The organism is Escherichia sp. E1V33 (assembly GCF_004211955.1).
GTDB lineage: Bacteria > Pseudomonadota > Gammaproteobacteria > Enterobacterales > Enterobacteriaceae > Escherichia.
The window spans coordinates 411950-437846 of record NZ_RHJI01000010.1; the positions used below are offsets into that span (position 1 = coordinate 411950).

The window sequence follows — 25897 nt, forward strand, 5'->3', positions numbered from 1 at the left end:
AAAGAGCATGGACAAGGAATTACCGTGGCTGGCGGATAACGCCCAAGTGGAACTGAAATATAAAAAAGGCAAAACACCACTCAGCCATCGCAACTGGCCGGGCGAACCGGTGCCTGTTATCACTGAAAGCATCATTCAGACTCTGGGTGATGAACTTCTGCTACGTGAAAGCAGCAAAGAAAATATTAGCTGGCAATATGAACACTGTTCAGCAGAGTGGCTCGCCCCCATCAGACAAGCGATCGCACTCCTCGGCGAGCATAAGCCATCAATATCTCCCCTTACAATGGCGGCACTGATCTGTATCGCAAACAATGACAGTGAGCAGTTGCTGGATGAAATCGTCCAAAAAGAAGGGCTGGAATATGCGACGGATGTGGTGATAGCCCGTCAGAGTATTGCGCAGGGATATTGTACTGATCCATCAATAGTGCATTTAATGACAGTGACTGATGACCGCAGTTATGGCTATCGCTCAGAAACCTACAACGATTTCGATCTGCGACTGCGTAAACACCTTTCCCTGGCGGAAGAAAGCTGCTGGCAACGTTGCGCGGATAAACTCATTGCCGCACTGCCAGAAATACCCAAAGTTCGCCGTCCTTTTATCGCGCTGGTGCTGCCGGAAAAACCAGAAATTGCTAATGAACTCATAAGCGTTGAAAGCCAGTGGTCTAATTTTTACTCTAAGGAATGGTTAAAAGCCGTAGCGACTGACTCTAAAGCCTTAAAGAAACTTGAGCATTTCTGGGTCCTGGACATATTTAGTGATCGCGAAGCAAGTTATATGTCGCAGGAAAACCACTTCGGCTACGCGGCCTGCGCCGCCCTTTTGCGCGAACAGGGGCTGGCAGCCATCACTCGCCTCGCGATGTATGCGCATAAAGAGGATTGCGGCAGCCTGCTGGTACAAATTAACCATCCACAGGTCATCCGCACTTTGCTGTTAGTTGCCGATAAAAATAAACCCAGCCTGCAACGTGTTGCTAAATTTAGTAAAAATTACCCCCATGCAACGCTCGCCGCACTGGCAGAACTGCTGGCGTTAAAAGAACCGCCTGCTCGCCCTGGTTATCCAATCATCGAAGACAAAAAGCTGCCTGCACAGCAAAAAGCACGTGATGAATACTGGCGTATGCTGTTACAAACGTTAATTACATCGCAGCCACAATTGCCAGACGAAGTGAGGCCATGGTTAAGCACAAATGCACAAGCTGTGTTGAACAGCTATATATCCGCACCGACAACGCTTGCTATGGAAAGTAGTGAAAGCAATAACCAGCCTGAAATCCTTGTTTCACCACCGTGGCGTCGTAAGAAAAAAATGCCCCTTCCGCGCCTTGATTTAACGCAACTCGAATTAACGCCACAAGCTCACTGGCAACCAGGCGAACGCGAGAGGATTAACTCAACAGAATCTGCTCATTACTTCAGCACAGATTCTGTTATCGAGCGCTTAGAGCGAAAAAGTGGTCGTGTCGTATTACAGGAATTAGGTTTTGGGGATGATGTATGGCTGTTCCTGAATTATATACTGCCCGGAAAACTGGATGCCGCACGCAATTCACTCATTGTTCAGTGGCATTACTATCAGGGGCGGGTTGAAGAGATCCTGCACGGCTGGAATTCTCCGGAAGCACAATCCGCAGAACAGGCGCTTCGTAGCGGCGACGTTGAAGCATTAATTAACGCCTGGGAAAATGACAGCTACTCGCGTTATCGTCGGGAAAAGAGTGTCTGGAATCTATATTTGCTGGCACAACTGCCACGAGAGATGGCACTGACGATCTGGTTACGTATTAATGAGAAAAAATACCTGTTCGCTGGCGAAGACTATTTTCTCAGTGTCCTCGGATTGGATGCGCTACCCGGCCTGTTATTGGCTTTTTCACATCGTCCAAAAGAAACATTTCCGTTAATTTTAAATTTCGGCACAACCGAACTGGCGCTGCCTGTTGCTCGCGTCTGGCGACGTTTCGCAGCACAGCGAGATCTCGCTCGCCAGTGGATTTTACATTGGCCGGAACATACGGCAACCGCCCTTATTCCACACGTCTTTGCTAAACCCAGCGACAACAGCGAAGCGGCATTACTTGCCCTTCGTTTACTGTATGAACAGGGACATAGTGAATTACTGCAAACCGTGGCAAACCGCTGGGATCGCGCTGATGTGTGGCCAGCCCTGGAACAATTGCTTACCCAGAACTCGCTGGAAATTTACCCGGCACGCATGCCAAAAGCCCCTGATTTCTGGCATCCGCAAATGTGGTCCAGGCCGCGACTTATCACTAATAATCAGCCGATTACCGATGACGCTCTGGAAATTATCGGCGAAATGCTGCGCTTTACCCAGGGCGGACGTTTTTATAGCGGGCTGGAACAACTAAAAATGTTCTGCCAGCCGCAAACGCTGGCAGCTTTCGCCTGGGATCTCTTCACCGCCTGGCAACAAGCTGGTGCCCCTGCAAAAGACAACTGGGCCTTTCTGGCGTTAAGTATCTTTGGCAACGAAAGTACGGCACGGGATCTGACGACACAGATCCTCGCCTGGCCACAAGAAGGCAAATCCGCCCGTGCTGTCAGTGGTCTGAACATACTTACCCTGATGAATAATGATATGGCGCTGATACAACTGCATCATATATCGCTACGGGCGAAATCCCGCCCTTTACGTGACAATGCGGCGGAATATCTTCAGTTGGTTGCGGAAAATCGCGGCCTAAGCCAGGAAGAGTTAGCAGACAGATTAGTCCCAACACTAGGCCTCGACGGTCTGCAGGCGTTGATTTTTGATTTTGGTCCACGGCAGTTTAGCGTTCGCTTCGATGAAAACCTCAACCTGGTTATCTATGACCAGCAAAACGTGCGCCAGAAAAGTGTTCCCCGGTTGCGATCCGATGACGACCCACTTAAAGCACCCAATGCACTGGCCCGACTAAAAGGACTAAAAAAAGATGCTACTCAGGTGAGCAAAAACCTGCTCCCACGTCTTGAAACAGCACTACGTACTACCCGACGCTGGTCGCTGGCAGATTTCCATTCTCTCTTTGTTAATCATCCATTTACTCGCCTGGTTACCCAGCGACTGATATGGGGCGTTTATCTGGCAAATGAGCCGCGACGTTTACTCAACGCCTTTCGTGTGGCCGCGGAGGGGGAATTCTGCAATGCACAAGATGAGCCCATTGATCTGCCTGCGGACGCTCTGATTGGCATTGCCCACCCGTTAGAAATGACAGCAGAAATGCGCAGTGAATTTGCACAGCTTTTTGCCGATTACGAAATTATGCCGCCTTTTCGCCAGTTGGCGCGGCGCACGGTACTGCTCACACCTGACGAGGCAACCAGTAACAGCCTGACTCGCTGGGAAGGTAAATCTGCTACCGTAGGGCAACTTATGGGAATGCGATACAAAGGCTGGGAGTCAGGCTATGAGGACGCATTTGTCTATGACTTGGGCGAGTACCGGCTGGTCCTTAAGTTTTCACCCGGTTTTAACCACTACAATGTTGATAGCAAAGCGCTAATGGGCTTCCGTTCTCTTCGAGTGTACCGTGATAATAAATCTGTCACTTTTGCCGAACTCGATGCATTTGATCTCAGCGAAGCATTAAGCGCACCCGACGTTATTTTCCATTAACACATAACGGGCAGTGATTCGACTGCCCGTTATCGACACTATTTACCACTGGGAAAAGAGATGATCGTGCAAAAAGAGCTGGTCGCTACTTATGATTATGAGGTCCCTGTACCTGAAGATCCGTTTTGTTTCAGACTTGAGATCCATAAACGCTCTGAATTATTTACAGGTTCCGTCTATCGGTTGGAGCGATTCCGGTTACGTCCAACATTTCATCAACGTAATCGAGAAGATGTCGACCCGCTAATAAATGATGCGTTGATTTATATAAGAGATGAATTTATTGATGCGCGAAAATTACGAGGTGAATCACCAGAAACTGTAATCGCCATTTTTAATCGTGAACTACAGAATATATTCAACCAAGAAATAGAATAATATACTCTAAATAATTCAAGTTGCAGGAAGGCGATAAGCGAGTGAATCCCCAGGAGCTTACTAAAGTAAGTGACTGGGGTGAACGAACGCAGTCGCAGCACATGCAAATTGAAGTATGACGAGTATAGCTTTATTAAAGGGGGAAACGGTATTCCCCCTTAGATGCGTTTCAATTTGCCCATTACTTCAACAAATCAATCAACCGTAATAAAGCCACTAATAGCTCCAGTACGGCAATGAGCACGGTTAACTTTTGTGTCAGCGTGTCCATCCGCTCTCCTTATTAAGGAGCGCAACACCAGCACCTTACCCTTACACAGCCTGTCGATACTGGTTTACGTATGTTGGTACGAAACGTTGCTCTCCGGATCAGGGCACCGCCTGCGGCACCACCCGTCCGACAGCCAGGACTTAAAATTGGTCCGATCCGGCACAACCTCCCAACGGGCAAGATTATAAATCTCACTCACTGAATTGCAATGGAGTGTGGATATGGTTATAATTTACTCGTTGGTACGAAATGTTGCACAATCAGCAAGTTATCGTCAAAGTAGCAAATAAAAGAACCTGCCTCACCAGCAGGTTTTTTTATTTTCTGCGATCTGCTTTCCAGATATTTTTCGCTCAAACAACTAATGCGCCAAACATTTATTGCGCGTAAAATATCGTTTATTTTATTAATACATTTCAGGGATGAATATATGTCACCGCAGAATAATCATCTGCAGCGTCCGCCTGCCGCTGTGTTATACGCCGATGAACTGGCAAAATTAAAGCAAAATGATAACGCACCTTGCCCGCCCGGTTGGCAGTTAAGTTTACCTACGGCACGTGCTTTTATCCTTGGCGATAACGCGCAAAATATCAGCCGTAAAGTCGTGATTAGTCCCTCCGCTGTCGAACGTATGTTAGTCACTCTTGCTACCGGGCGCGGTTTGATGTTGGTAGGGGAACCTGGCACCGCAAAATCTCTCCTGTCTGAATTACTGGCAACCGCTATTAGCGGCGATGCCGGGTTAACCATCCAGGGCGGCGCATCTACCACCGAAGATCAAATCAAGTACGGCTGGAACTACGCTCTGCTTATCAATCATGGTCCGTCAACGGAAGCGCTGGTCCCTGCCCCGCTTTATCAGGGAATGCGCGACGGTAAAATCGTCCGTTTTGAAGAGATAACGCGTACACCGCTGGAAGTGCAGGACTGTCTGTTAGGTATGCTTTCTGACAGGGTAATGACGGTGCCGGAACTCACTGGTGAAGCCAGTCAGCTCTATGCGCGGGAAGGCTTTAATATTATTGCCACTGCCAATACCCGCGACCGCGGCGTTAATGAAATGAGTGCCGCACTCAAGCGTCGATTCGATTTTGAAACCGTCTTTCCGATTATGGATTTCGCCCAGGAGCTGGAGCTTGTCGCCAGTGCTTCGGCGCGTTTGCTGGCCCATAGCGGTATTCCGCATAAAGTGCCTGACGCGGTACTGGAGTTACTGGTGCGCACCTTCCGCGATCTGCGTGCCAACGGTGAAAAGAAAACGTCAATGGATACACTGACAGCGATTATGTCCACCGCTGAAGCCGTGAACGTGGCTCATGCTGTGGGCGTCCGCGCCTGGTTTTTAGCGAATCGCGCGGGGGATCCTGCCGACCTGGTGGACTGTATTGCCGGAACCATCGTCAAAGATAACGAAGAAGATCGCGCGGGTCTGCGTCGTTACTTCGAACAGCGCGTCGCCACACATAAAGAAGCTCACTGGCAGGCTTATTATCAAGCTCGCCATCGCCTGCCGTGAGGAAAGATGCATGAGCGAGCCGTTAATTGTCGGCATCCGGCATCATAGTCCGGCCTGCGCCCGACTGGTGAAATCGTTAATCGAAAGCCAGCGACCACGATACGTGTTGATTGAAGGCCCGGCTGATTTTAATGACCGGGTAGACGAACTGTTTTTAGCCCACCAGCTTCCGGTGGCTGTTTACAGTTATTGCCAGTATCAGGACGGTGCTGCTCCTGGGCGCGGCGCCTGGACGCCATTTGCCGAATTTTCGCCGGAGTGGCAGGCGCTACAAGCCGCACGTCATATTCAGGCACAAACTTACTTTATCGATTTGCCTTGCTGGGCGCAGAGTGAAGAAGAGGACGATTCGCCCGATACGCAAGATGAAAGCCAGGCCTTACTGCTACGTGCCACCCGCATGGATAACAGCGATACCCTGTGGGATCATTTATTCGAAGATGAAAGCCAGCAAACTGCATTACCCTCTGCGCTGGCGCACTATTTTGCCCAACTGCGCGGCGATTCCCCCGGAGATGCGCTCAATCGTCAGCGCGAAGCCTTTATGGCTCGCTGGATTGCATGGGCAATGCAGCAAAACAATGGCGACGTGTTAGTCGTCTGCGGCGGCTGGCACGCTCCGGCACTGGCAAAGATGTGGCGCGAATGCCCTCAGGAAATTAACAAGCCAGAATTGCCCTCGCTGGCAGATGCCGTTACAGGTTGTTATCTCACACCCTACAGTGAAAAGCGCCTTGATGTGCTGGCAGGATACCTTTCAGGAATGCCTGCCCCGGTCTGGCAAAACTGGTGCTGGCAGTGGGGCTTGCAGAAGGCAGGTGAACAACTGCTAAAAACTATCCTTACCCGTTTGCGCCAGCACAAATTGCCCGCTTCTACCGCTGATATGGCTGCCGCTCATCTGCATGCGATGGCACTGGCACAGTTGCGCGGTCATACACTACCGTTACGCACTGACTGGCTGGATGCCATTGCAGGCTCGCTGATTAAAGAAGCCCTGAACGCGCCGTTGCCGTGGAGCTATCGCGGAGTTATTCATTCCGATACCGATCCGATTCTGCTAACGTTGATAGACACATTAGCGGGTGACGGATTCGGTAAACTTGCCCCCTCCACGCCGCAACCGCCTCTACCAAAAGATGTTATTTGCGAACTAGAACGTAGCAAAATCACACTGCCATCCGACCTGACGTTGAATCGTTTTGCCCCCGATGGGCTGGCGCAAAGCCAGGTGCTGCATCGGTTGGCAATACTGGAGATTCCCGGCATTGTGCGCCAGCAGGGAAGTACACTGACGCTGGCGGGTAACGGTGAAGAACAGTGGAAATTAACCCAGCCACTTAGCCAGCATGCGGCATTAATCGAAGCCGCCTGCTTTGGTGCCACGCTCCAGGAAGCCGCACGCAATAAATTAGAAGCCGATATGCTGGACGCAGGAAGAATCGGCAACATCACCACATGTCTTTGCCTGGCGGCGTTAGCGGGCCTGGCGAGCTTTAGTGAGCAATTACTGGAACAACTCACATTATTAATCGCCCAGGAAAATCAGTTTGCCGAAATGGGCCAGGCGCTGGAAGTGCTATATGCCTTATGGCAGTTGGATGAAATCAGCGGTATGCAAGGCGCGCAGATATTACAAACGACGTTATGCGCGGCTATCGATCGCACGCTATGGCTGTGTGAATCCAACGGCAGACCAGATGAGAAGGAGTTTCACGCTCACCTGCATAGCTGGCAAGCGCTTTGCCATATCCTGCGCGATCTACATAGCGGCGTTAATTTACCCGGCATTTCTCTTTCTGCGGCGGTGGCCTTACTGGAGCGCCGCAGTCAGGCGATTCATGCCCCGGCGCTGGATCGCGGCGCGGCTCTTGGCGCACTGATGCGTCTGGAACATCCCAACGCCAGTGCCGAAGCGGCGCTGACGATGCTGGCGCAGTTATCCCCGGCACAATCCGGCGAGGCTCTGCACGGTTTGCTGGCGCTGGCCCGCCATCAACTGGCCTGTCAGCCCGCATTCATCGCCGGTTTCAGCAGCCATTTGAATCAACTGAGTGACGCCGATTTTATCAACGCCCTGCCCGATTTGCGCGCAGCGATGGCCTGGCTACCACCACGAGAACGAGGGACACTGGCGCATCAGGTGCTTGAGCATTACCAGCTCGCGCAACTTCCCCTTTCGGCGCTGCAAATGCCGTTGCATTGTCCACCGCAAGCCATTGCACATCATCAACAACTCGAACAGCAGGCACTGGTATCGCTGCAACACTGGGGAGTTTTCCATGTCTGAACTGAACGATCTTCTGACTACCCGTGAGCTTCAACGCTGGCGATTAATTCTTGGCGAAGCGGCAGAAACGACGCTTTGTGGGCTGGATGACAATGCCCGGCAGATAGACCACGCGCTGGAGTGGCTGTACGGGCGCGATCCTGAACGGACACAGCGTGGTGAAAGAACCGGTGGATTAGGTAGCTCAAATCTCACCACACCTGAGTGGATCAACAGTATTCACACACTGTTTCCGCAACGGGTGATCGAGCGACTGGAAAGCGATGCCGTACTGCGCTACGGAATGGAAGATGTAGTGACAAATCTCGACGTGCTGGAACGCATGCAGCCTTCTGAAGGCCTGTTACGTGCTGTTTTGCACACCAAGCATCTGATGAATCCCGAAGTGCTGGCTGCCGCCCGCCGGATAGTGCGCCAGGTAGTGGAAGAGATTATGGCGCGACTGGCAAAGGAAGTTCGCCAGGCTTTTTCTGGTGTCCGCGATCGCCGTCGCCGCTCGTATATTCCACTGGCGAGAAACTTTGATTTCAAAAGTACTCTGCGCGCCAACCTGCAACACTGGCATCCGCAACATGGCAAGTTGTATATCGAATCCCCCCGCTTTAACAGCCGCATTAAGCGCCACAGCGAACAATGGCAACTGGTCTTACTGGTTGATCAAAGCGGATCGATGGTCGATTCGGTGATCCACTCAGCGGTGATGGCGGCCTGTTTATGGCAGTTACCCGGCATTCGTACCCATCTGGTGGCGTTTGACACAAGCGTCGTCGATCTCACGGCAGACATTGCCGATCCGGTAGAGCTATTAATGAAAGTACAATTGGGCGGCGGGACCAATATCGCCAGTGCAGTAGAGTATGGTCGGCAACTTATTGAACAACCAGCGAAAAGCGTCATTATCCTCGTGAGCGATTTCTATGAAGGGGGTTCATCATCCATGCTGACGCATCAGGTGAAAAAGTGTGTCCAGAGCGGCATCAAAGTGCTGGGGCTGGCGGCGCTCGATAGTACCGCAACGCCATGCTATGACCGCGACATGGCCCAGGCGTTGGTTAATGTCGGCGCACAAATAGCCGCAATGACACCGGGCGAACTGGCTTCCTGGCTGGCGGAGAATTTGCAGTCATGAATTCACTACGTCCGGAATTATTAGAACTCACGCCGCAGGCACTGACGGCGTTAAGCAATGCCGGTTTTGTGAAGCGCAGTCTTAAGGAACTGGAAAATGGCAACGTCCCGGAAATCAGCCATGAGAACGGCGCTTTAATCGCCACGTTCAGCGACGGTACACGAACCCAACTGGCGAGCGGTCAGGCACTGAAAGAGGCCCAATGCAGTTGCGGGGCCAGCGGCATGTGCCGCCATCGCGTGATGCTGGTGTTAAGTTATCAGCGACTTTGTGCCACCACCCAGCCCACGGAAAAAGAAGAAGAGTGGGATCCGGCAATCTGGCTGGAAGAACTGGCTACCCTGCCCGATGCCACCCGCAAACGTGCACAGGCGCTGGTCGCTAAAGGCATCACCATTGAGTTGTTCTGTGCGCCTGGCGAAATTCCCTCTGCCCGCTTACCGATGAGTGACGTCCGTTTTTATTCCCGCAGCAGTATTCGCTTCGCACGCTGTGATTGCATTGAAGGAACGCTGTGCGAACATGTCGTACTGGCGGTACAGGCTTTTATCCAGGCCAAAACTCAGCAGGCGGAATTTACTCATTTAATCTGGCAGATGCGCAGCGAACACGTCACATCTAACGACGATCCGTTTGCCAGCGATGAAGGCAACGCGTGTCGTCAATATGTTCAGCAATTAAGCCAGGCATTATGGCTGGGCGGCATCAGCCAGCCGTTAATCTATTACGAAGCGGCATTCAGTCGTGCATTTCAGGCAGCAGAAATCTGCAACTGGCGCTGGGTGAGTGAATCACTACGACAGCTACGGGCAAGCGTTGATGCCTTCCACGCACGCGCCAGTCACTATCATGCCGGAGAATGCTTACGTCAGCTTGCGGTATTAAGCAGTCGATTAAATTGCGCACAAGAGATGGCGCGCCGCGACAGTATCAATGAAGTTCCTCCCATGCCGTGGCGCACGGTGGTTGGCGCAGGCATTGCTGGCGAAGCAAAGCTTGATCATTTGCGGCTTGTGTCGCTAGGTATGCGTTGCTGGCAGGATATTGAGCAGTATGGTTTACGCATCTGGTTCACCGATCCCGACACCGGCAGTATTTTGCACCTTTCGCGCAGTTGGCCGCGAAGTGAACAGGAAAACTCACCGGCAGCGACGCGTCGGCTATTTAGTTTTCAGGCAGGCGCCCTGGCGGGTGGACAAATTGTTTCACAAGCCGCGCGTCGCAGTGCCGAAGGTGAACTGCTCCTCGCTACTCGCAATCGCTTGAGCAGCGTTGTTCCACTGTCGCCCGATGCCTGGCAAATGCTGAGTGCGCCGTTGCGCCAGCCCGGTATTGAGGCTTTGCGGGAATTCTTACGCCAGCGTCCGCCAGTCTGCGTCCGACCGCTTAATCAGGTGGATAATTTATTTATTCTGCCGGTGGCAGAGTGTATTTCGCTCGGGTGGGACAGCAGTCGCCAGACGCTGGATGCGCAGGTGATTAGCGGCGAAGGTGAAAATAATGTGCTGACGTTATCGCTGCCAGCCTCTGCCTGCGCGCCCTTTGCCACTGAACGCATGGCGGCACTTTTACAACAGCAGGATGATCCTGTGTGTCTGGTTTCTGGATTCGTCAGTTTTGTTGAAGGACAGTTAACGCTGGAACCTCGAGTGATGATGACGCAAACCAGAGCCTGGGCGCTGGATGCAGAAACTGCGCCTGTGGCACCGCTGCCTTCAGCCTGCGTTCTTCCTGCGCTATCCACCGCTCATCGGTTGCTGATGCGCTGCCAGGCGTTGCTCGTTCAATTGCTACACAACGGCTGGCGTTATCAGGAACAGAGCATCATTAGCCAGGCTGAGTTGCTGGCAATAGATTTAACCGCGACGGGGTTTTATCGACTGGCGCATGTGTTGAATCAATGGCGTCATACGGAAGGCGAGACACTGGTAGAAACATTGAATAGTTGCGTTTTACTTTGCGAACAATTATTACCGATGCTGGAGCAACAAGGAGGAGGAAATGCTTTTTATTAAGAGTGCTACTCCATTTCCGGACTGCTCAAGCCGCTATATTAGGCATATCCTATAGCGCCCTGGTGAGAGTCACCAGTTTCCTGATTTTGATAAAATGGAGTTTTACATGAAGGCTTTCAACAAGCTGTTTTCCCTCGTTGTTGCATCTGTTCTGGTTTTCTCTCTCGCAGGCTGCGGTGACAAAGAAGAATCTAAGAAATTTAGCGCTAATCTGAACGGTACTGAAATTGCCATTACTTATGTCTACAAAGGCGACAAAGTGATTAAGCAATCTTCAGAAACCAAAATTCAGTTTGCAACCATTGGTGCAGCCACCAAAGAAGATGCAGCTAAGACACTTGAGCCGTTAAGCGCCAAATACAAAAACATTCCGGGCGTTGAAGAAAAATTAACCTATACCGATACTTACGCGCAGGAAAATGTAAATATCGATATGGAAAAAGTTGATCTGAAAGCCCTGCAGGGCATTTCCGGTATCAAGATTGGTGATGAAGATACCAGCAAAGGTGTCAGCATGAAGCAGATTGAACTGGTCATGGCTGCGGCTGGTTTTAAAGAAGTGAAATAATCTGTCGGCGGCCATGTTCTTCGCATGGCCGCCATACCCGTCTTAGCTTTTCTTCACATGCTGGCGCGCTGCCAGCCCACGCAGAAAATAACGCAAGAATTGATCGCCGCATTCGCGGAAGTTTTTATGTTCCGGTGCGCGCATCATCGCAGTAATTTCCGGCATCGAAACACGGAACTGCTGTTCGGTAAGGATCGCCAGAATGTCATCGGTTTTCAGTGAAAACGCGATGCGCAATTTCTTCAGTACGATATTGTTATTAATGCGACGTTCCGGCTCCAGCGCCGGTGCGGACTCATCCCTGCCGCGTTTTTCGTAAATAAGGCCATTCAGGAATGAAGACAAAACAATGTCCGGACAACGCTGAAAACCTTCTTCGTCTTCTTTACGTAGCCAGACGGCAATCTGTTCCGCGGTGGCTTCGACATTACCTAGCGCCAGAATACGCACCAGGTCATTATTATTGGCTTTCAAAATGTAGCGCACGCTGCGCAGAATATCGTTACTTAGCATGAGGCCTTCGGGTGTTAATGAGGCAAAAAGCCATTTTAGCAGTCTTTTAAAGGCCAATCGCCTCTTTTAAACTTTTCAGATAACGGCGGCTTACAGGGACGGTTAAGCCATTACGCAAAATCAACTCAGCCTGACCGTTATCTTCCAGGCGAATCTCCTGTAAATGCGCGAGGTTAACCAGATACTGCCGATGGCAGCGCAGTAGCGGTGTGCGACTCTCCAGCGTGCGTAAAGTTAATTCCGTGAAGCCCTCTTTCCCTTCCTGGCTGATAACGTAAACACCGCTCATTCGACTACTAACAAACGCCACGTCTTTCATTTGCAGCAAATAAATACGACTATGACCTGTACAAGGGATAAATTTCAGCGCCTGCTGATTTTCCGGTAACAGCGAAACATCCTGCTTGCTGCGCTCCTGTCGCAAACGCACCAGTGTTTTCTCCAGCCGCGCTTCATCAATCGGCTTCAGCAAATAATCAAAAGCATGTTCTTCAAAGGCTTTTATAGCGTATTCGTCAAACGCGGTGAGAAAAACAATATACGGGCGATGTTCCGGGTCAAGCATACCAACCATTTCCAGACCGCTGATACGCGGCATCTGGATATCGAGAAACAGCACATCAGGGCGCAGTTTATGCACCGCGCCGATCCCTTCTACAGCGTTTGAACACTCACCGACAATTTCAATATCACTCTGCTCCTGCAGAAACACACGCAGGTTTTCTCGTGCTAACGGTTCATCATCGACAATTAAGACTTTAATCATGCCTCGTCCCTCCATGGCAGTCGTAAAGTTATTCGGGTGTAACTATCAGGCTCACAGGCGACGCTTATCCCATAGTCATCGCCAAACCGTTCACGTAAACGCTTATCCACCAGATTCATCCCCAGCCCGCTGGCATTGGTTGCCGGTTGATACAAACCGGCATTGTCTTCGATCTCCAGCATTAAATGTTGCCCGTCACGTCGGGCGCTAATTGCCACTCTCCCTGTTTCCAGCAGTTGTGATGTCCCATGTTTGATGGCGTTTTCCACTATCGGTTGCAAGGTAAATGCGGGTAACTGCTGCTGAGATAACGCCTCCGGAATAGAAATGTTGACCTGCAACCGCGACTGAAAACGCGCCTTTTCAATTTGCAGATAAGCATTCACATGTTCAATTTCGTCGGCGAGAGTAACAAACTCCGAAGGTCGCTTTAAGTTTTTGCGGAAAAAAGTGGAAAGATACTGTACCAGTTGGCTGGCCTGTTCACTGTCGCGGCGGATCACCGCTTTAATGGTGTTAAGCGCGTTAAACAGGAAATGTGGGTTCACCTGAGCATGAAGCAGTTTAATTTCCGACTGCGTGAGCATTGCTTTTTGCCGCTCATACTGCCCCGCGAGGATCTGCGCCGAAAGTAGTTGTGCTATCCCCTCACCCAGCGTGCGGTTGATCGAGCTGAACAGCCGATTTTTAGCTTCATACAATTTGATGGTACCCATCACCCGCTGATTTTCACCACGCAGAGGGATCACCAGCGTTGAGCCTAACTTGCACTGCGGATGCAAAGAGCAACGATAAGGCACTTCGTTGCCATCGGCGTAGACCACTTCTCCGGTTTCAATAGCTTTTAAGGTATAAGCCGAAGAAATCGGTTTGCCTGGTAAATGATGGTCGTCGCCAATACCAGTAAAAGCCAGCAGTTTCTCGCGATCGGTAATCGCTACCGCGCCAATATCCAGCTCCTGATACAGCACCTGCGCCACCTTCATGCTGTTCACTTCGTTAAAGCCCTGGCGCAAAATGCCTTCCGTCGAGGCCGCAACTTTCAGCGCGGTGGCGGAAAAAGCCGAAGTGTATTTTTCGAACATCGCGCGCTTATCAAGCAAAATGCGCATAAACAGCGCCGCGCCCACGGTGTTGGTTACCATCATCGGCGCGGCGATATTACTCACCAGACGTACCGCATCTTCATAAGGTCGGGCAATCGCCAGGATTATCAGCATTTGCACCATTTCCGCGACGAACGTGACGGCACCCGCGGTAATGGGGTTAAAGACTTTATCGGTACGCCCGCGACGGATCAGGATGCTATGGACCAGCCCGCCGAGCAATCCTTCGACGATCGTCGAGATCATACAACTCAGCGCAGTCATGCCCCCCATCGAATATCGATGTAGCCCGCCGGTCAGACCAACCAGTCCTCCCACTACCGGACCACCGAGTAAACCGCCCATTACCGCGCCTATGGCACGGGTATTGGCAATAGAATCGTCAATGTGCAGCCCGAACCAGGTGCCCATGATGCAGAAGATGGAAAAGACGATATAGCAGAGAAATTTGTGCGGCAGACGAACTGTGACCTGCATTAATGGTATGAATAATGGCGTTTTACTCATTAACCACGCAATGACTAAAAAAACGCACATCTGCTGAAGCAGCAGCAACACCAGATTAAAATCGTACATACCCGCAAACCACACTTCCCTTTAAAACGCGTAACATACATTGCTCGCGTTTAACTTTCTTTGAACTGTTGCAGAAAAATGAAAAATCGTGAGTACGATCACTCAAAACAACCTGGCAAAAACAAAATCATCCTAATCGAGATCAAAAAACGGCCAAAACTACCTGGTTCATAAAAGAACGTCTACAGTTATGCTGGGACCTCGCAAGCAAGGGTGAAACGATGGCGCTTTACACAATTGGTGAAGTGGCGTTGCTTTGTGATATCAATCCTGTCACGTTACGCGCGTGGCAGAGGCGTTACGGGTTATTGAAACCGCAGCGGACAGACGGCGGACATCGCCTGTTTAACGATGCGGATATCGACAGGATCCGAGAGATCAAGCGCTGGATCGACAACGGCGTGCAGGTCAGCAAAGTTAAAATGCTGCTCAGTAATGAGAATATTGATGTACAGAACGGCTGGCGCGATCAGCAAGAAACGCTGCTTAATTACCTGCAAAGCGGTAATCTCCAGAGTTTACGAATGTGGATCAAAGAACGCGGCCAGGATTATCCCGCCCAGACACTCACCACGCACCTGTTTATTCCTCTGCGTCGACGGCTTCAATGCCAACAACCGACTCTCCAGGCATTGCTGGCGATTCTGGACGGCGTACTGATCAACTACATCGCCATTTGCCTGGCTTCGGCACGTAAAAAACAGGGCAAAGATGCGCTGGTGGTTGGCTGGAATATTCACGATACCACCCGTCTATGGCTGGAAGGCTGGATCGCCAGTCAACAAGGGTGGCGCATTGATGTACTCGCCCATTCCCTCAACCAGCTCCGTCCGGAACTGTTTGAAGGCCGCACGTTATTGGTGTGGTGCGGTGAAAATCAGACTCCCGCCCAACAGCAACAACTCACCAGTTGGCAGGAACAAGGCCATGATATTTTCCCGCTTGGCATTTAATGATTCGTTAACAAATGCGCTTTACTGTACAATCCTTTTGTTAACATAAGGAGTGCATTATGCGCATAGCTAAAATTGGGGTCATCGCCCTGTTCCTGTTTATGGCGTTAGGCGGTATCGGTGGCGTCATGCTCGCAGGTTATACATTTATTTTGCGTGCTGGCTAAGCGCCTGCACCAGCCGTTCAAACAGGCGGTCTACGATGATCGCCGCCAGTGCCACCAGCAACGCCCCCTGAATCACATAAGCAGTGTTAAATCCGCTAAGTCCGATGATTATCGGCGTACCCAGCGTGCTGGCTCCTACCGTTGAGGCGATCGTCGCCGTGCCAATGTTGATAATCACGGAAGTCCGCACGCCCGCCAGAATCACCGGCGCTGCCAGCGGTAACTCGACTTTGCGCAGTCGCTGACTACGGCTCATTCCCATGCCTTTGGCAACTTCGGTCACGCTGGCATCAATCGCTCCCAGCCCGGCAAGTGTCGCCTGCAGGATGGGTAGCACGCCGTAAAGGATCAAGGCGATAATCGCCGGTTGCAGACCAAACCCAATCACCGGAACGGCAATCGCCAGCACCGCGACGGGCGGAAAAGTCTGCCCAACGGCGGCAATGGTTTCCACCAGCGGGCGAAACTCAGCCCCCCACGGGCGAGTAACGGCAATTCCGGCACCAACGCCGATAATTACAGCAAACAAACTTGAGATCCCCACCAGCCAGAAATGGGCCAGCGCCAGGGCCGCAAAACTTTCTTGCTGATAAACAGGCCGCGGCAGTTGCGGAAATAAAGCACCGAACAGCGACTGGCTATAGGGTAGCCAGAAAATCAGCGCCACAAACAGAGCAATGAGCCAGAACAGCGGATCGCGCAACATCTTCATACGCTTACGCCTCCACCAGCAGATCCCGAAAATGCAGCGTGCCGCTAGGCTGGCCCTGCGTGTTCACCACCGGCAGCACTTCACATCCCCGCGCAACAAACAGGGAGAGCGCATCGCGTAGCGTCATCTCTTCTACCAGTGCCTCACCTTCTGCCCGTTCTTCGCGACGCACATAATCCGCCACACTACGTAACGAAAGCAGGCGCACACCCAGTTCACTACGTCCAAAAAACTGGCGGACAAAATCATTCGCCGGACGAGTCAGCATCGTCAGCGGATTGCCCTGCTGCACCACTTCACCGTGATCCATCAATACCAGATGTTCTGCCAGCCGTAGTGCTTCGTCAATATCATGGGTCACCAGTACAATAGTGCGCCCCAGCAAACGGTGAATTCGCGTCATCTCTTGTTGCAACGCGCCACGCGTTACCGGGTCCAGCGCGCCAAAGGGTTCATCCATCAGTAAGACTTGCGGATCGGCAGCCAGTGCGCGTGCCACTCCCACACGTTGCTGCTGACCGCCGGAAAGCTGATGCGGATAACGCTCACGCAAATTCGCCTCCAGCCCCAGTAGCGCCATTAATTCGTCGATACGATCGTCAATCCGCGCCCGCGACCATTTTTGTAATTGCGGCACGGTGGCGATGTTTTGCGCCACGCGCCAGTGGGGGAACAGACCAATAGATTGAATGGCATAGCCCATCCGGCGGCGCAACTCCAGCACTGGCAGCGAACGAATCTCTTCTCCGGCAAAGCGGATCACGCCGCTGTCATGCTCCACCAGGCGGTTAATCATTTTCAGGGTGGTGGATTTGCCAGAGCCAGATGTGCCAATCAGCACCGAGAAACTCCCCTCCTGAAAATTGAGATTGAGATCGTTAACGGCTTTTTGTGCGCCGAACAGTTTGCTGACATGGCTAAATTCAATCATTACGTTTCACCTTCAGCAGTGCGATAAGCAAATCGAACAGCGCGTCGATCAGCACCGCCAGAACAATTACCGGGATCACCCCCAGCAACACTAAATCAATGGCACTGCTTAGCAGCCCCTGGAAAACCAGCGCACCAAACCCGCCTGCGCCGATTAACGCCGCAATCACCGCCATACCGACGGTTTGCACCATCACCACCCGCAGGCTGCGCAGAAATACCGGTAACGCCAGTGGTAACTGAACATGCAGGAATCGCTGCGCCCCGCTCATGCCCATCGCTCTGGCGCTCTCCAGCACATCGCGCGGGATCTGGTTCAAGCCGACTACCACGCCGCGCACCAGCGGCAGCAAGGCATAGAGCACCAGCGCAATCAGTGCGGGTGTCATTCCGGTTCCTGCTATGCCGAGCTTCCCGAGCCACGGAAAGGCCGTAACCAGCGCGGCAAGTGGCGCAATCAACAGGCCAAATAGCGCCACCGAAGGCACGGTCTGAATGACATTGAGCAGAGAAAAAATCGCCCCCTGCCGCGCGGTGGAAAAGTAGCACCAGATGCCCAACGGCACACCAATCACTAACGCAGGCAGCACCGCACCAAATAGTAACGTCAGATGTTGTGCCAGCGCGTCGTCAAACACATCCTGACGGTTAGCGTATTCTTTCATTAGCGAGAGATCGTTAAGCGTACCGGAGTACAGCAACCACAGCGGAATAATGGCAATCTGCATATGCAACAACCAGCGCCACAGCGGATGCGTGGAGATTCGGCGGATGGCATCGCTACAGGCCAGCAATGCCAGCGCCGCAGCCAGCCAGAAACCACTGCCGAGGCTGGTACGCGCCAGCGCACTGCCATTTTGCGCCAGTTGGGTCGCCGCCTTTCCAGCTCCCCACACCAGCAATACGAAGACGAATTGCGCCAGAATGAGTGCAAAAATGCTGCCTTTTTTAGCGGGAATAAAACAGGCTGTCAGCCAGGCGCAACCGATGCCCACCAGCATCCAGATCGTTTGCGGCCACAGCTGCCAGAGATGACGCCCCTCACCCGAGACTAAACGATTAGGCGCGTAACTGATAAACGGCAGCGCCGCTGCGATTGCCGTCAGCAACAGCAGCAGCGCCAGAACAGGATTAATACGGAAATAAGCCACGGGTAATTACTTCGTCCACCCTTTTTGTTTCAGGTAGTCGGCAGCCACTTTTTTGGCATCAAGTCCTTCAACGGCAATACTGGCATTCAGTTGCTGTAACGTCTTTTCATCGAGGCTGGCGAAGACTGGCTGTAGCCACTGTGCCATTTGCGGATACTCCTTCAACACCGATTCACGCACCACTGGCGCAGGCGCGTAGATAGGTTGCACGCCTTGCGGATCGCTTAAGGTTTGCAGCCCCAGTGCCGCGACCGGGCCGTCGGTACCGTAAGCCATCGCCGCATTAACGCCGGATGTTTGTTGGGCAGCGGCTTTAATCGTTACCGCCGTGTCGCCGCCTGCCAGTGACAGCAACTGATCCTGATCGAGTTTAAAGTCATAGGCTTTTTCAAACGCGGGTAAGGCATCGGCGCGTTCGATAAACTCTGCCGAGGCTGCCAGTTTGAAGGTGCCGCCCTCTTTCAGATAACGACTCAGGTCAGCAAGCGAAGTGAGTTTGTTTTTCTCTGCCACATCCTGACGCACGGCGATGGTCCAGGTGTTATTCGCCGGTGCAGGCGTCAGCCAGATTAACTTGTTTTGCTCCGCATCGAGCTTTTTGACTTTCTCGTAACCTTGCTGCGCGTTTTTCCACGCTGCATCGTTTTCATCTTTAAAGAAGAAAGCGCCATTGCCGGTATATTCCGGATAGATATCCAGCTCGCCAGAAGTGATCGCCCCGCGCACCACGGGTGTCGTTCCCAACTGGACTTTATTGACCGTCGGTACGCCGTGGCTTTCCAGCACTTGCAAAATAATGTTGCCGAGCAGCGCACCTTCGGTATCGATTTTCGAACCGACTTTAACGGGGGAAGCCGCCTGTAGCGGCAGGCTCACGGCTGCCAACAAAACCAGTGAACCAGCCAAGAGCTTTGAGAGTGGCATGATGCTTTCCTCATTCTTTTACTGTTGTTTTCAGCGAATTAAGAGAAAAGCATAGTTGATAATGGCAGGGTTAGCCTGACAGGGCGGATTCAGTTGCAGAATCAGATAAATACTTAAAGGGCATATTTTACCCGGCGTTTCTCGCCGGATGCGGCGTAAACGCCTTATCCAGCCTACAAACAGTGAAAATTCAACAGGTTGCAACTACCTGTAGGCCTGATAAGCGCAGCGCATCAGGCAAAGGGCGCAAACATCGCGCCCTCACGAAAGCATTACAGCAACTCAAACTCGCCTTTCTTAACGCGCGCGGAATCGGTGCCGATAAAGACATTGAACTTGCCAGGCTCGGCGTCATATTTCATCTGCTGATTCCAGAACTTCAGCGCATCAATGTCGATTGGGAAGCTGACGGTCTGAGTTTCGCCCGGTTTCAGGGTGATTTTCTCAAAGCCTTTCAGCTGTTTCACCGGGCGGCTCATGGAAGCCGTCACATCCTGCAAGTACATCTGAATCACCGTCGCCCCTTCGCGTTTTCCGGTGTTAGTCACCTGCACACTGGCCGTTACTTTACCGTCACGCTTCATGGTCGGCGCAGAAAGTTTCACATCAGAGACGGTGAAAGTGGTATAGCTCAGACCATAGCCGAACGGATAAAGCGCCCCGTTAGCTTCATCAAAATAACGCGAAGTGTATTTGTTCGGCTTGTCGGCATTATACGGACGACCGGTATTCAGATGGCTGTAGTAAACCGGGATCTGCCCGACAGAACGCGGGAAGGACATCGGCAGCTTACCGGACGGGTTGTAATCGCCAAACAACACATCGGCAATTGCATTACCGCCTTCAGTCCCGGCAAACCAGGTTTCCAGAATCGCATCAGTCTGCTGATCTTCTTTCACCAGCGCCAGCGGACGCCCGTTCATCAGCACCAGCACCAGCGGTTTACCGGTAGCTTTCAGCGCCGCAATCAAGTCACGTTGGCTTTGCGGAATAGTGATATCGGTACGGCTGGAGGCTTCGTGCGCCATCCCCTGGGCTTCACCGACCACAGCCACCACCACATCAGATTGTTTCGCCGTCTGCACCGCTTCATCAATCATCTCTTGGGCAGAACGAGGATCGACTTTTACTGCTTCTTCATACTGATTCAGGAAGTCGATAATGCCTTTGTCATTGGTAACGTTCGCCCCTTTGGCATACAGCACTTTACCGTTTTCACCGACGGCATTTTTAATCCCGGTCAGCACGGTCACGGATTGATCGGCAACACCGGCCGCGGACCAGCTGCCCATCACGTCACGTTTGCTGTCCGCCAGTGGCCCAACCACCGCGATGGTGGCAGATTTTTTTAGCGGCAGGGTTTCGAGACGGTTTTTCAGCAACACCAGGCTTTCTCGCGCCACTTCACGTGCTTCTTTGCGATGCAGGCGGCTTTCGGCATTGGTATCCACCGGGTCGGACTCTTTCGGACCGAGATGGCTGTACGGATCGTTAAACAGCCCCATATCATATTTGACGTTCAGTACGTGGCGGGCGGCGTCGTCCAGCTCTTCCATCGTCACTTTGCCGGACTTGATCAAACCGGGCAGATACTTCGAGTAATACTCGTCACTCATGCTCATGTTGATCCCGGACTTAAGCGCCACGCGCACCGCATCTTCCGGGTCTGCCGCCGTGCCATGTTTAATCAGCTCTTTGATTGCACCGTGATCGGAAACGGTGATGCCTTTAAAGCCCCACTGGTCGCGCAGCACATCTTTCAGCAGCCAGGAATCAGAAGTGGCAGGCGTGCCGTTGAGTGAGTTCAGCGCCACCATCACCGCGCCGCTACCTGCATCCAGCCCCGCTTTGTACGGCGGCATATAATCATTAAACAGGCGCTGCGGACTCATATCGACGGTGTTGTACTCTTTACCGCCTTCTACCGCGCCGTAAGCCGCGAAGTGTTTGACACTGGTCATCACCGAGTAGCGATCCGCCGGACTTTTGCCCTGCATCGCTTCAACCATGGTTTTACCCATAATTGAGGTGAGGTACGTATCTTCACCAAAACCTTCAGAAGCGCGACCCCAGCGCGGATCGCGCGAGACATCGACCATCGGCGCCCAGGTCATGTTCAGGCCATCGTCCGCCGCTTCATAAGCAGAAACGCTGCCTACGGTTTTCACCGCATCAAGGTTAAAAGATGACGCCAGACCGAGGCTAATCGGGAAAACAGTTCGTTGACCGTGCAGCACGTCGTAAGCAAAGAAAAGAGGAATTTTCAGGCGGCTCAGTTCCATCACCTGATCCTGCATGGCACGGATATCCTGACGTGTGACGGTATTAAAAATCGCTCCAACCTGCCCGTCTTTGATCATCTCGCGGATCGCCTCTTTCGGGTTATCCGGGCCGACGCTGATTAAACGCAGCTGACCAATTTTCTCATCAACCGTCATTTTTTTGAGCAGTTCGGTGACGAACGCATCCCGCGCTTCGGGCGTTAATGGATGGTTGCCGAATAAATCATCCGCCAGTGCTGGCTGTAGGGCCAGACTCACCGCGATACCTACTGAACATAGCCATTTCATGTGGATTATTCTTCCTCTGTTGCCCGACGTGGCAGCGAAAATGGTGCAAAAGCGGTAGTTTGCCATAACCCTGATGGAGAGAGAAAAAGAAAGCTCAGTTTATTGTCTGAATTTTCAAAATATTCACTCGCTGAATTGTCATACAAGGCGCTATTCTAGTTTCTGATATTTTTTCGCCACCACAAGGAGTGGAAAATGTCTTCCATGACAACAACTGATAATAAAACCTTTTTGAATGAACTTGCCCGTCTGGTCGGTCATTCACACCTGCTCACCGATCCCGCGAAAACGGCCCGCTATCGCAAGGGCTTCCGCTCCGGTCAGGGTGACGCGCTGGCCGTTGTTCTTCCTGGCTCGCTATTGGAATTATGGCGAGTACTAAAAACCTGCGTCACCGCCGACAAAATTATTCTGATGCAGGCCGCGAATACCGGTCTGACCGAAGGCTCCACGCCAAATGGTAACGATTATGATCGCGATATCGTTATCATCAGCACCCTGCGCCTCGACAAGCTGCATGTTCTCGGTAAGGGCGAACAGGTGCTGGCGTATCCTGGCACCACCCTCTATTCGCTGGAGAAAGCCCTCAAACCATTAGGTCGCGAACCGCACTCGGTGATTGGTTCGTCGTGCATTGGCGCATCGGTTATCGGCGGTATCTGTAATAACTCTGGCGGCTCGCTGGTGCAGCGTGGCCCGGCGTATACCGAAATGTCGTTATTCGCACGCATAGATGAAAACGGCAAGCTGACGCTGGTTAACCACCTGGGGATTGATCTGGGCGAAACGCCGGAGCAGATCCTCAGCAAGCTGGATGATGATCGCATCAAAGAAGATGATGTGCGCCACGATGGCCGTCACGCCCATGATTATGACTATGTTCACCGCGTACGAGATATTGAGGCCGACACGCCAGCACGTTATAACGCTGACCCGGATCGCCTGTTTGAATCCTCCGGTTGCGCTGGCAAACTGGCGGTTTTCGCAGTGCGTCTGGATACCTTTGAAGCGGAAAAAAACCAGCAGGTGTTTTATATCGGCACCAATCAGCCGGAAGTACTGACCGAGATCCGCCGCCATATTCTGGCCAATTTTGAAAATCTGCCGGTTGCCGGGGAATACATGCACCGGGATATCTACGATATTGCGGAAAAATACGGCAAAGATACCTTCCTGATGATCGACAAGCTAGGCACTGACAAGATGCCGTTATTCTTTAACATCAAGGGACGTACCGATGCGATGCTGGAGAAGGTGAAGTTCTTCCGCCCACACTTTACCGATCTCGCAATGCAGAAATTCAGTCATTTGTTCCCCAGTCATTTGCCACCGCGCATGAAAAGCTGGCGCGATAAATATGAACACCACCTTCTGTTAAAAATGGCGGGCGATGGTGTGGGCGAAGCCAAATCGTGGCTGGTAGATTTTTTCAAACAGGCCGAAGGCGATTTCTTTGTCTGTACGCCGGAGGAAGGGAGTAAAGCGTTTTTACACCGTTTCGCGGCAGCGGGCGCAGCGATACGTTATCAGGCGGTACATTCCGATGAAGTCGAAGACATTCTGGCACTGGATATTGCTCTGCGGCGTAATGACACCGAGTGGTATGAACATCTGCCGCCGGAAATCGACAGCCAGTTAGTGCATAAGCTCTATTACGGGCATTTTATGTGCTATGTCTTTCACCAGGATTACATCGTTAAGAAAGGTGTGGATGTGCATGCGTTGAAGGAACAGATGCTGGAATTGTTACGCCAGCGCGGCGCGCAATATCCTGCCGAGCATAACGTCGGTCATTTGTATAAAGCACCGGAGACGCTGCAGAAGTTTTATCGTGAAAACGATCCGACCAACAGTATGAATCCGGGGATCGGTAAAACCAGTAAACGGAAAAACTGGCAGGAAGTGGAGTAAATACGGCTGGATGCCTGATGCGCAAGCATCGCATCAGGCATGGTGCTACGGGCAAGCAAACTTAATCGTTCTGTGCTGTCTGCCCCGCCGCCGCCATCTGGGCGGCTTTTTGTTTTTTATAGCTCAACGCCGCTGCCGGAACGGGCATCACTTTGCCGGTTTCAATCCATGTACGCAGGCGGCTGGCATCGGCAAAATGGGTATATTTGCCAAACGCATCCATCACCACCAGTGCCACTGGTTTATTATTGAAAACCGTGCGCATCACCAGGCAATGCCCTGCGGCATTAGTAAAGCCGGTTTTGGTTAGCTGGATATTCCAGTTATCGCGATACACCAGATGGTTAGTATTGCGGAACGGCAGCGTATACGACGGGTTAGAGAAGGTCGCCATATCTTCACGGGTGGTACTTAACTGACCGATCAACGGATATTGTTTGGTGGCAATCAACAATTTGGTCAGATCACGGGCAGTTGAAACGTTATGCACTGATAGCCCGGTCGGTTCGACAAAGCGCGTGTTGTTCATCCCGAGAGCTTTTGCTTTCGCATTCATTGCTTTAATAAATGCGTTATAACCGCCAGGATAATGATGTGCCAGGCTCGCCGCCGCGCGGTTTTCAGAGGACATCAGGGCCAGCAGCAGCATATCTTTACGGCTGATTTCGCTGTTCAGTCGTACGCGCGAATAGACCCCTTTCATCTCTGGCGTCTGGCTGATGTCTACTTTTAGTTTTTCATCCAGCGGCAGTCGCGCATCCAGCACAACCATCGCTGTCATTAATTTAGTGATTGAGGCAATCGGACGCACCAGATCCGGGTGGTTCGAATAGATCACTTTGTTGGTATTAAGATCAACAATCATCGCGCTTCCGGAAGCAATTTCCGGCTGCGAAGCGGTGGTAGCGGCTGCCGTTTTCGCAGCGGCCTGCGGTGCAAAAGGCACAGCCAGCATCAGGGCCAGGCTAAATAAAGAAACTCGAAATTTCGGCATGATGAGCATTCAAATAGTGGTTCACGCGCACGGGTTGCGCACCGCCGGAGTAAGGATTTACTGAGGCTAGCGAAGCCATCATAACGAGCAAAAAGTGCGGTCGTCAAAGGAGAATCGTGAGGAAATGCTGCATTGCTGACATTTACGCCAGCAATGCAACGCAAATGAACTTTCTAGAACAGACGATAACCGTAACCCCAAAGTATGACGGTAAGGGCGAGCAGGACTTCCAGTACCAGCACACCAATCGCCAGTGTCGAACTGGAGAAGCTAAGACCTTCCTCTTTGTTGATATTCAGGAAGCTTGGAATACCGAGATAAAGTAGATACCCCGTGTAAAACAGCGCCACCGTGCCGACCAGAGCACACAGCCAGACCAGCGGGTAAAGCGCTACCAGACCGCTCAAAAACAGCGGCGTCGCGACGTATCCCGCGAAGACCATACAATGCGCAAGCGACGGGCGCTGGGGGTAATTGCGCGCCATCCACCAGATGACCCGCCCCATCACCGCGACCCCAGCCAGCATAACGCCATAAAACAAGACAGCCAACGCCAGTCCGGTAAACCAGGATAACTTCAGGATAGTGCCATCGCCAAAATTCCAGCCGATTTGCGTGGTGCCAATGAAGGCGCAAATCACCGGAATCGCCGCCATCAGCAAAACGTGGTGGGTGTAGTGATGAGAAATCGTTTCGTTTTCACGATTAATCACCTGCATTTCACGATCGGGATGGGAAAACAATCCCCAGACATGGCTCATACCGCCCCCTTGTTGTGAGTTCATGAACCTGACAGTTCAAGTATAAGCCAGCT

Annotated in this window: 20 protein-coding genes; 10 read left to right on the top strand and 10 right to left on the bottom strand. The window is 52.0% G+C overall.

Features of this window, described 5'->3' with window-relative positions; genetic code table 11:
• Window positions 1–7: 7 nt before the first annotated feature.
• The 7 genes from yehI to D9742_RS10165 all read left to right on the top strand — a co-directional run bounded on the left by yehI (window position 8) and on the right by D9742_RS10165 (window position 11810).
• Window positions 8–3640 (top strand): DUF4132 domain-containing protein YehI, encoded by a 3633-nt coding sequence (gene yehI, locus D9742_RS10135; RefSeq protein WP_130236820.1) that lies wholly within the window; start codon window positions 8–10, stop codon window positions 3638–3640.
• Window positions 3641–3700: 60 nt separating this feature from the next.
• Window positions 3701–4018, top strand: a complete 318-nt coding sequence (gene yehK, locus D9742_RS10140; RefSeq protein WP_130236821.1) for a protein YehK — start codon at window positions 3701–3703, stop codon at window positions 4016–4018.
• 701 nt (window positions 4019–4719) lie between these two features.
• On the top strand, window positions 4720–5808 hold the full coding sequence (locus D9742_RS10145) for a MoxR family ATPase (protein ID WP_130236822.1): 1089 nt from the start codon (window positions 4720–4722) through the stop codon (window positions 5806–5808).
• A 10-nt stretch (window positions 5809–5818) separates the two neighbouring features.
• Complete coding sequence (locus tag D9742_RS10150; protein WP_130236823.1) at window positions 5819–8098, top strand: DUF5682 family protein; 2280 nt, start codon at window positions 5819–5821, stop codon at window positions 8096–8098.
• Window positions 8091–9227, top strand: a complete 1137-nt coding sequence (locus D9742_RS10155; RefSeq protein ID WP_130236824.1) for a VWA domain-containing protein — start codon at window positions 8091–8093, stop codon at window positions 9225–9227. Before D9742_RS10150 ends, D9742_RS10155 begins: the two co-directional genes overlap by 8 nt.
• On the top strand, window positions 9224–11242 hold the full coding sequence (locus tag D9742_RS10160) for an SWIM zinc finger family protein (RefSeq protein WP_130236825.1): 2019 nt from the start codon (window positions 9224–9226) through the stop codon (window positions 11240–11242). Before D9742_RS10155 ends, D9742_RS10160 begins: the two co-directional genes overlap by 4 nt.
• A gap of 106 nt (window positions 11243–11348) precedes the next feature.
• Window positions 11349–11810: a YehR family lipoprotein gene (locus D9742_RS10165; protein ID WP_130236826.1), complete on the top strand. Its 462-nt coding sequence runs from the start codon at window positions 11349–11351 to the stop codon at window positions 11808–11810.
• A gap of 42 nt (window positions 11811–11852) precedes the next feature.
• On the opposite strand, the gene D9742_RS10170 is transcribed toward D9742_RS10165, so the two are convergent.
• Genes D9742_RS10170 through btsS form a run of 3 tightly spaced genes read right to left on the bottom strand, consistent with a single transcriptional unit; the run spans window position 11853 to window position 14771 of the window.
• Entirely contained in the window at window positions 11853–12323 is a 471-nt protein-coding gene (locus D9742_RS10170; RefSeq protein WP_064526882.1) for a DUF1456 family protein, read from the bottom strand.
• A 46-nt stretch (window positions 12324–12369) separates the two neighbouring features.
• A complete protein-coding gene (btsR, locus tag D9742_RS10175) occupies window positions 12370–13089 on the bottom strand; it encodes a two-component system response regulator BtsR (protein WP_130207024.1) in 720 nt (239 codons plus the stop codon).
• On the bottom strand, window positions 13086–14771 hold the full coding sequence (btsS, locus tag D9742_RS10180) for a two-component regulatory system sensor histidine kinase BtsS (protein ID WP_130217160.1): 1686 nt from the start codon (window positions 14769–14771) through the stop codon (window positions 13086–13088). Before btsS ends, btsR begins: the two co-directional genes overlap by 4 nt.
• A gap of 221 nt (window positions 14772–14992) precedes the next feature.
• Between btsS and mlrA the strand changes: the two genes are divergently transcribed.
• Both mlrA and D9742_RS10190 read left to right on the top strand, forming a co-directional pair.
• Window positions 14993–15724: an HTH-type transcriptional regulator MlrA gene (gene mlrA, locus D9742_RS10185; RefSeq protein WP_130236827.1), complete on the top strand. Its 732-nt coding sequence runs from the start codon at window positions 14993–14995 to the stop codon at window positions 15722–15724.
• 59 nt (window positions 15725–15783) lie between these two features.
• A complete protein-coding gene (locus D9742_RS10190) occupies window positions 15784–15891 on the top strand; it encodes a protein YohO (RefSeq protein ID WP_001216963.1) in 108 nt (35 codons plus the stop codon).
• Here D9742_RS10190 and yehW read toward each other — a convergent pair.
• The 5 genes from yehW to bglX all read right to left on the bottom strand — a co-directional run bounded on the left by yehW (window position 15872) and on the right by bglX (window position 22178).
• Window positions 15872–16603, bottom strand: a complete 732-nt coding sequence (yehW, locus tag D9742_RS10195; protein WP_130236828.1) for a glycine betaine ABC transporter permease YehW — start codon at window positions 16601–16603, stop codon at window positions 15872–15874. The genes D9742_RS10190 and yehW overlap by 20 nt on opposite strands.
• A 4-nt stretch (window positions 16604–16607) precedes the next feature.
• Window positions 16608–17534: a glycine betaine ABC transporter ATP binding protein YehX gene (gene yehX / locus D9742_RS10200; RefSeq protein WP_130236829.1), complete on the bottom strand. Its 927-nt coding sequence runs from the start codon at window positions 17532–17534 to the stop codon at window positions 16608–16610.
• Window positions 17527–18684 carry a glycine betaine ABC transporter permease YehY gene (gene yehY / locus D9742_RS10205; protein ID WP_130236830.1) on the bottom strand — a complete coding sequence of 386 codons (1158 nt, stop codon included), beginning with the start codon at window positions 18682–18684 and terminating at the stop codon, window positions 17527–17529. The genes yehX and yehY overlap by 8 nt, the downstream gene beginning before the upstream one ends.
• A gap of 6 nt (window positions 18685–18690) precedes the next feature.
• Entirely contained in the window at window positions 18691–19608 is a 918-nt protein-coding gene (gene osmF, locus D9742_RS10210; protein WP_130236831.1) for a glycine betaine ABC transporter substrate-binding protein OsmF, read from the bottom strand.
• Between the two features lie 272 nt (window positions 19609–19880).
• Entirely contained in the window at window positions 19881–22178 is a 2298-nt protein-coding gene (gene bglX, locus D9742_RS10215) for a beta-glucosidase BglX (RefSeq protein WP_130236832.1), read from the bottom strand.
• Window positions 22179–22373: 195 nt separating this feature from the next.
• On the opposite strand from bglX, the gene dld reads away from it, so the two are divergent.
• On the top strand, window positions 22374–24089 hold the full coding sequence (gene dld / locus D9742_RS10220) for a D-lactate dehydrogenase (RefSeq protein WP_130236833.1): 1716 nt from the start codon (window positions 22374–22376) through the stop codon (window positions 24087–24089).
• A gap of 61 nt (window positions 24090–24150) precedes the next feature.
• Here dld and pbpG read toward each other — a convergent pair whose 3' ends face one another.
• Complete coding sequence (gene pbpG, locus D9742_RS10225; protein ID WP_130207042.1) at window positions 24151–25083, bottom strand: D-alanyl-D-alanine endopeptidase; 933 nt, start codon at window positions 25081–25083, stop codon at window positions 24151–24153.
• Between the two features lie 173 nt (window positions 25084–25256).
• Window positions 25257–25844: a Yip1 family protein gene (locus tag D9742_RS10230; RefSeq protein WP_001295454.1), complete on the bottom strand. Its 588-nt coding sequence runs from the start codon at window positions 25842–25844 to the stop codon at window positions 25257–25259.
• Window positions 25845–25897: the final 53 nt, after the last annotated feature.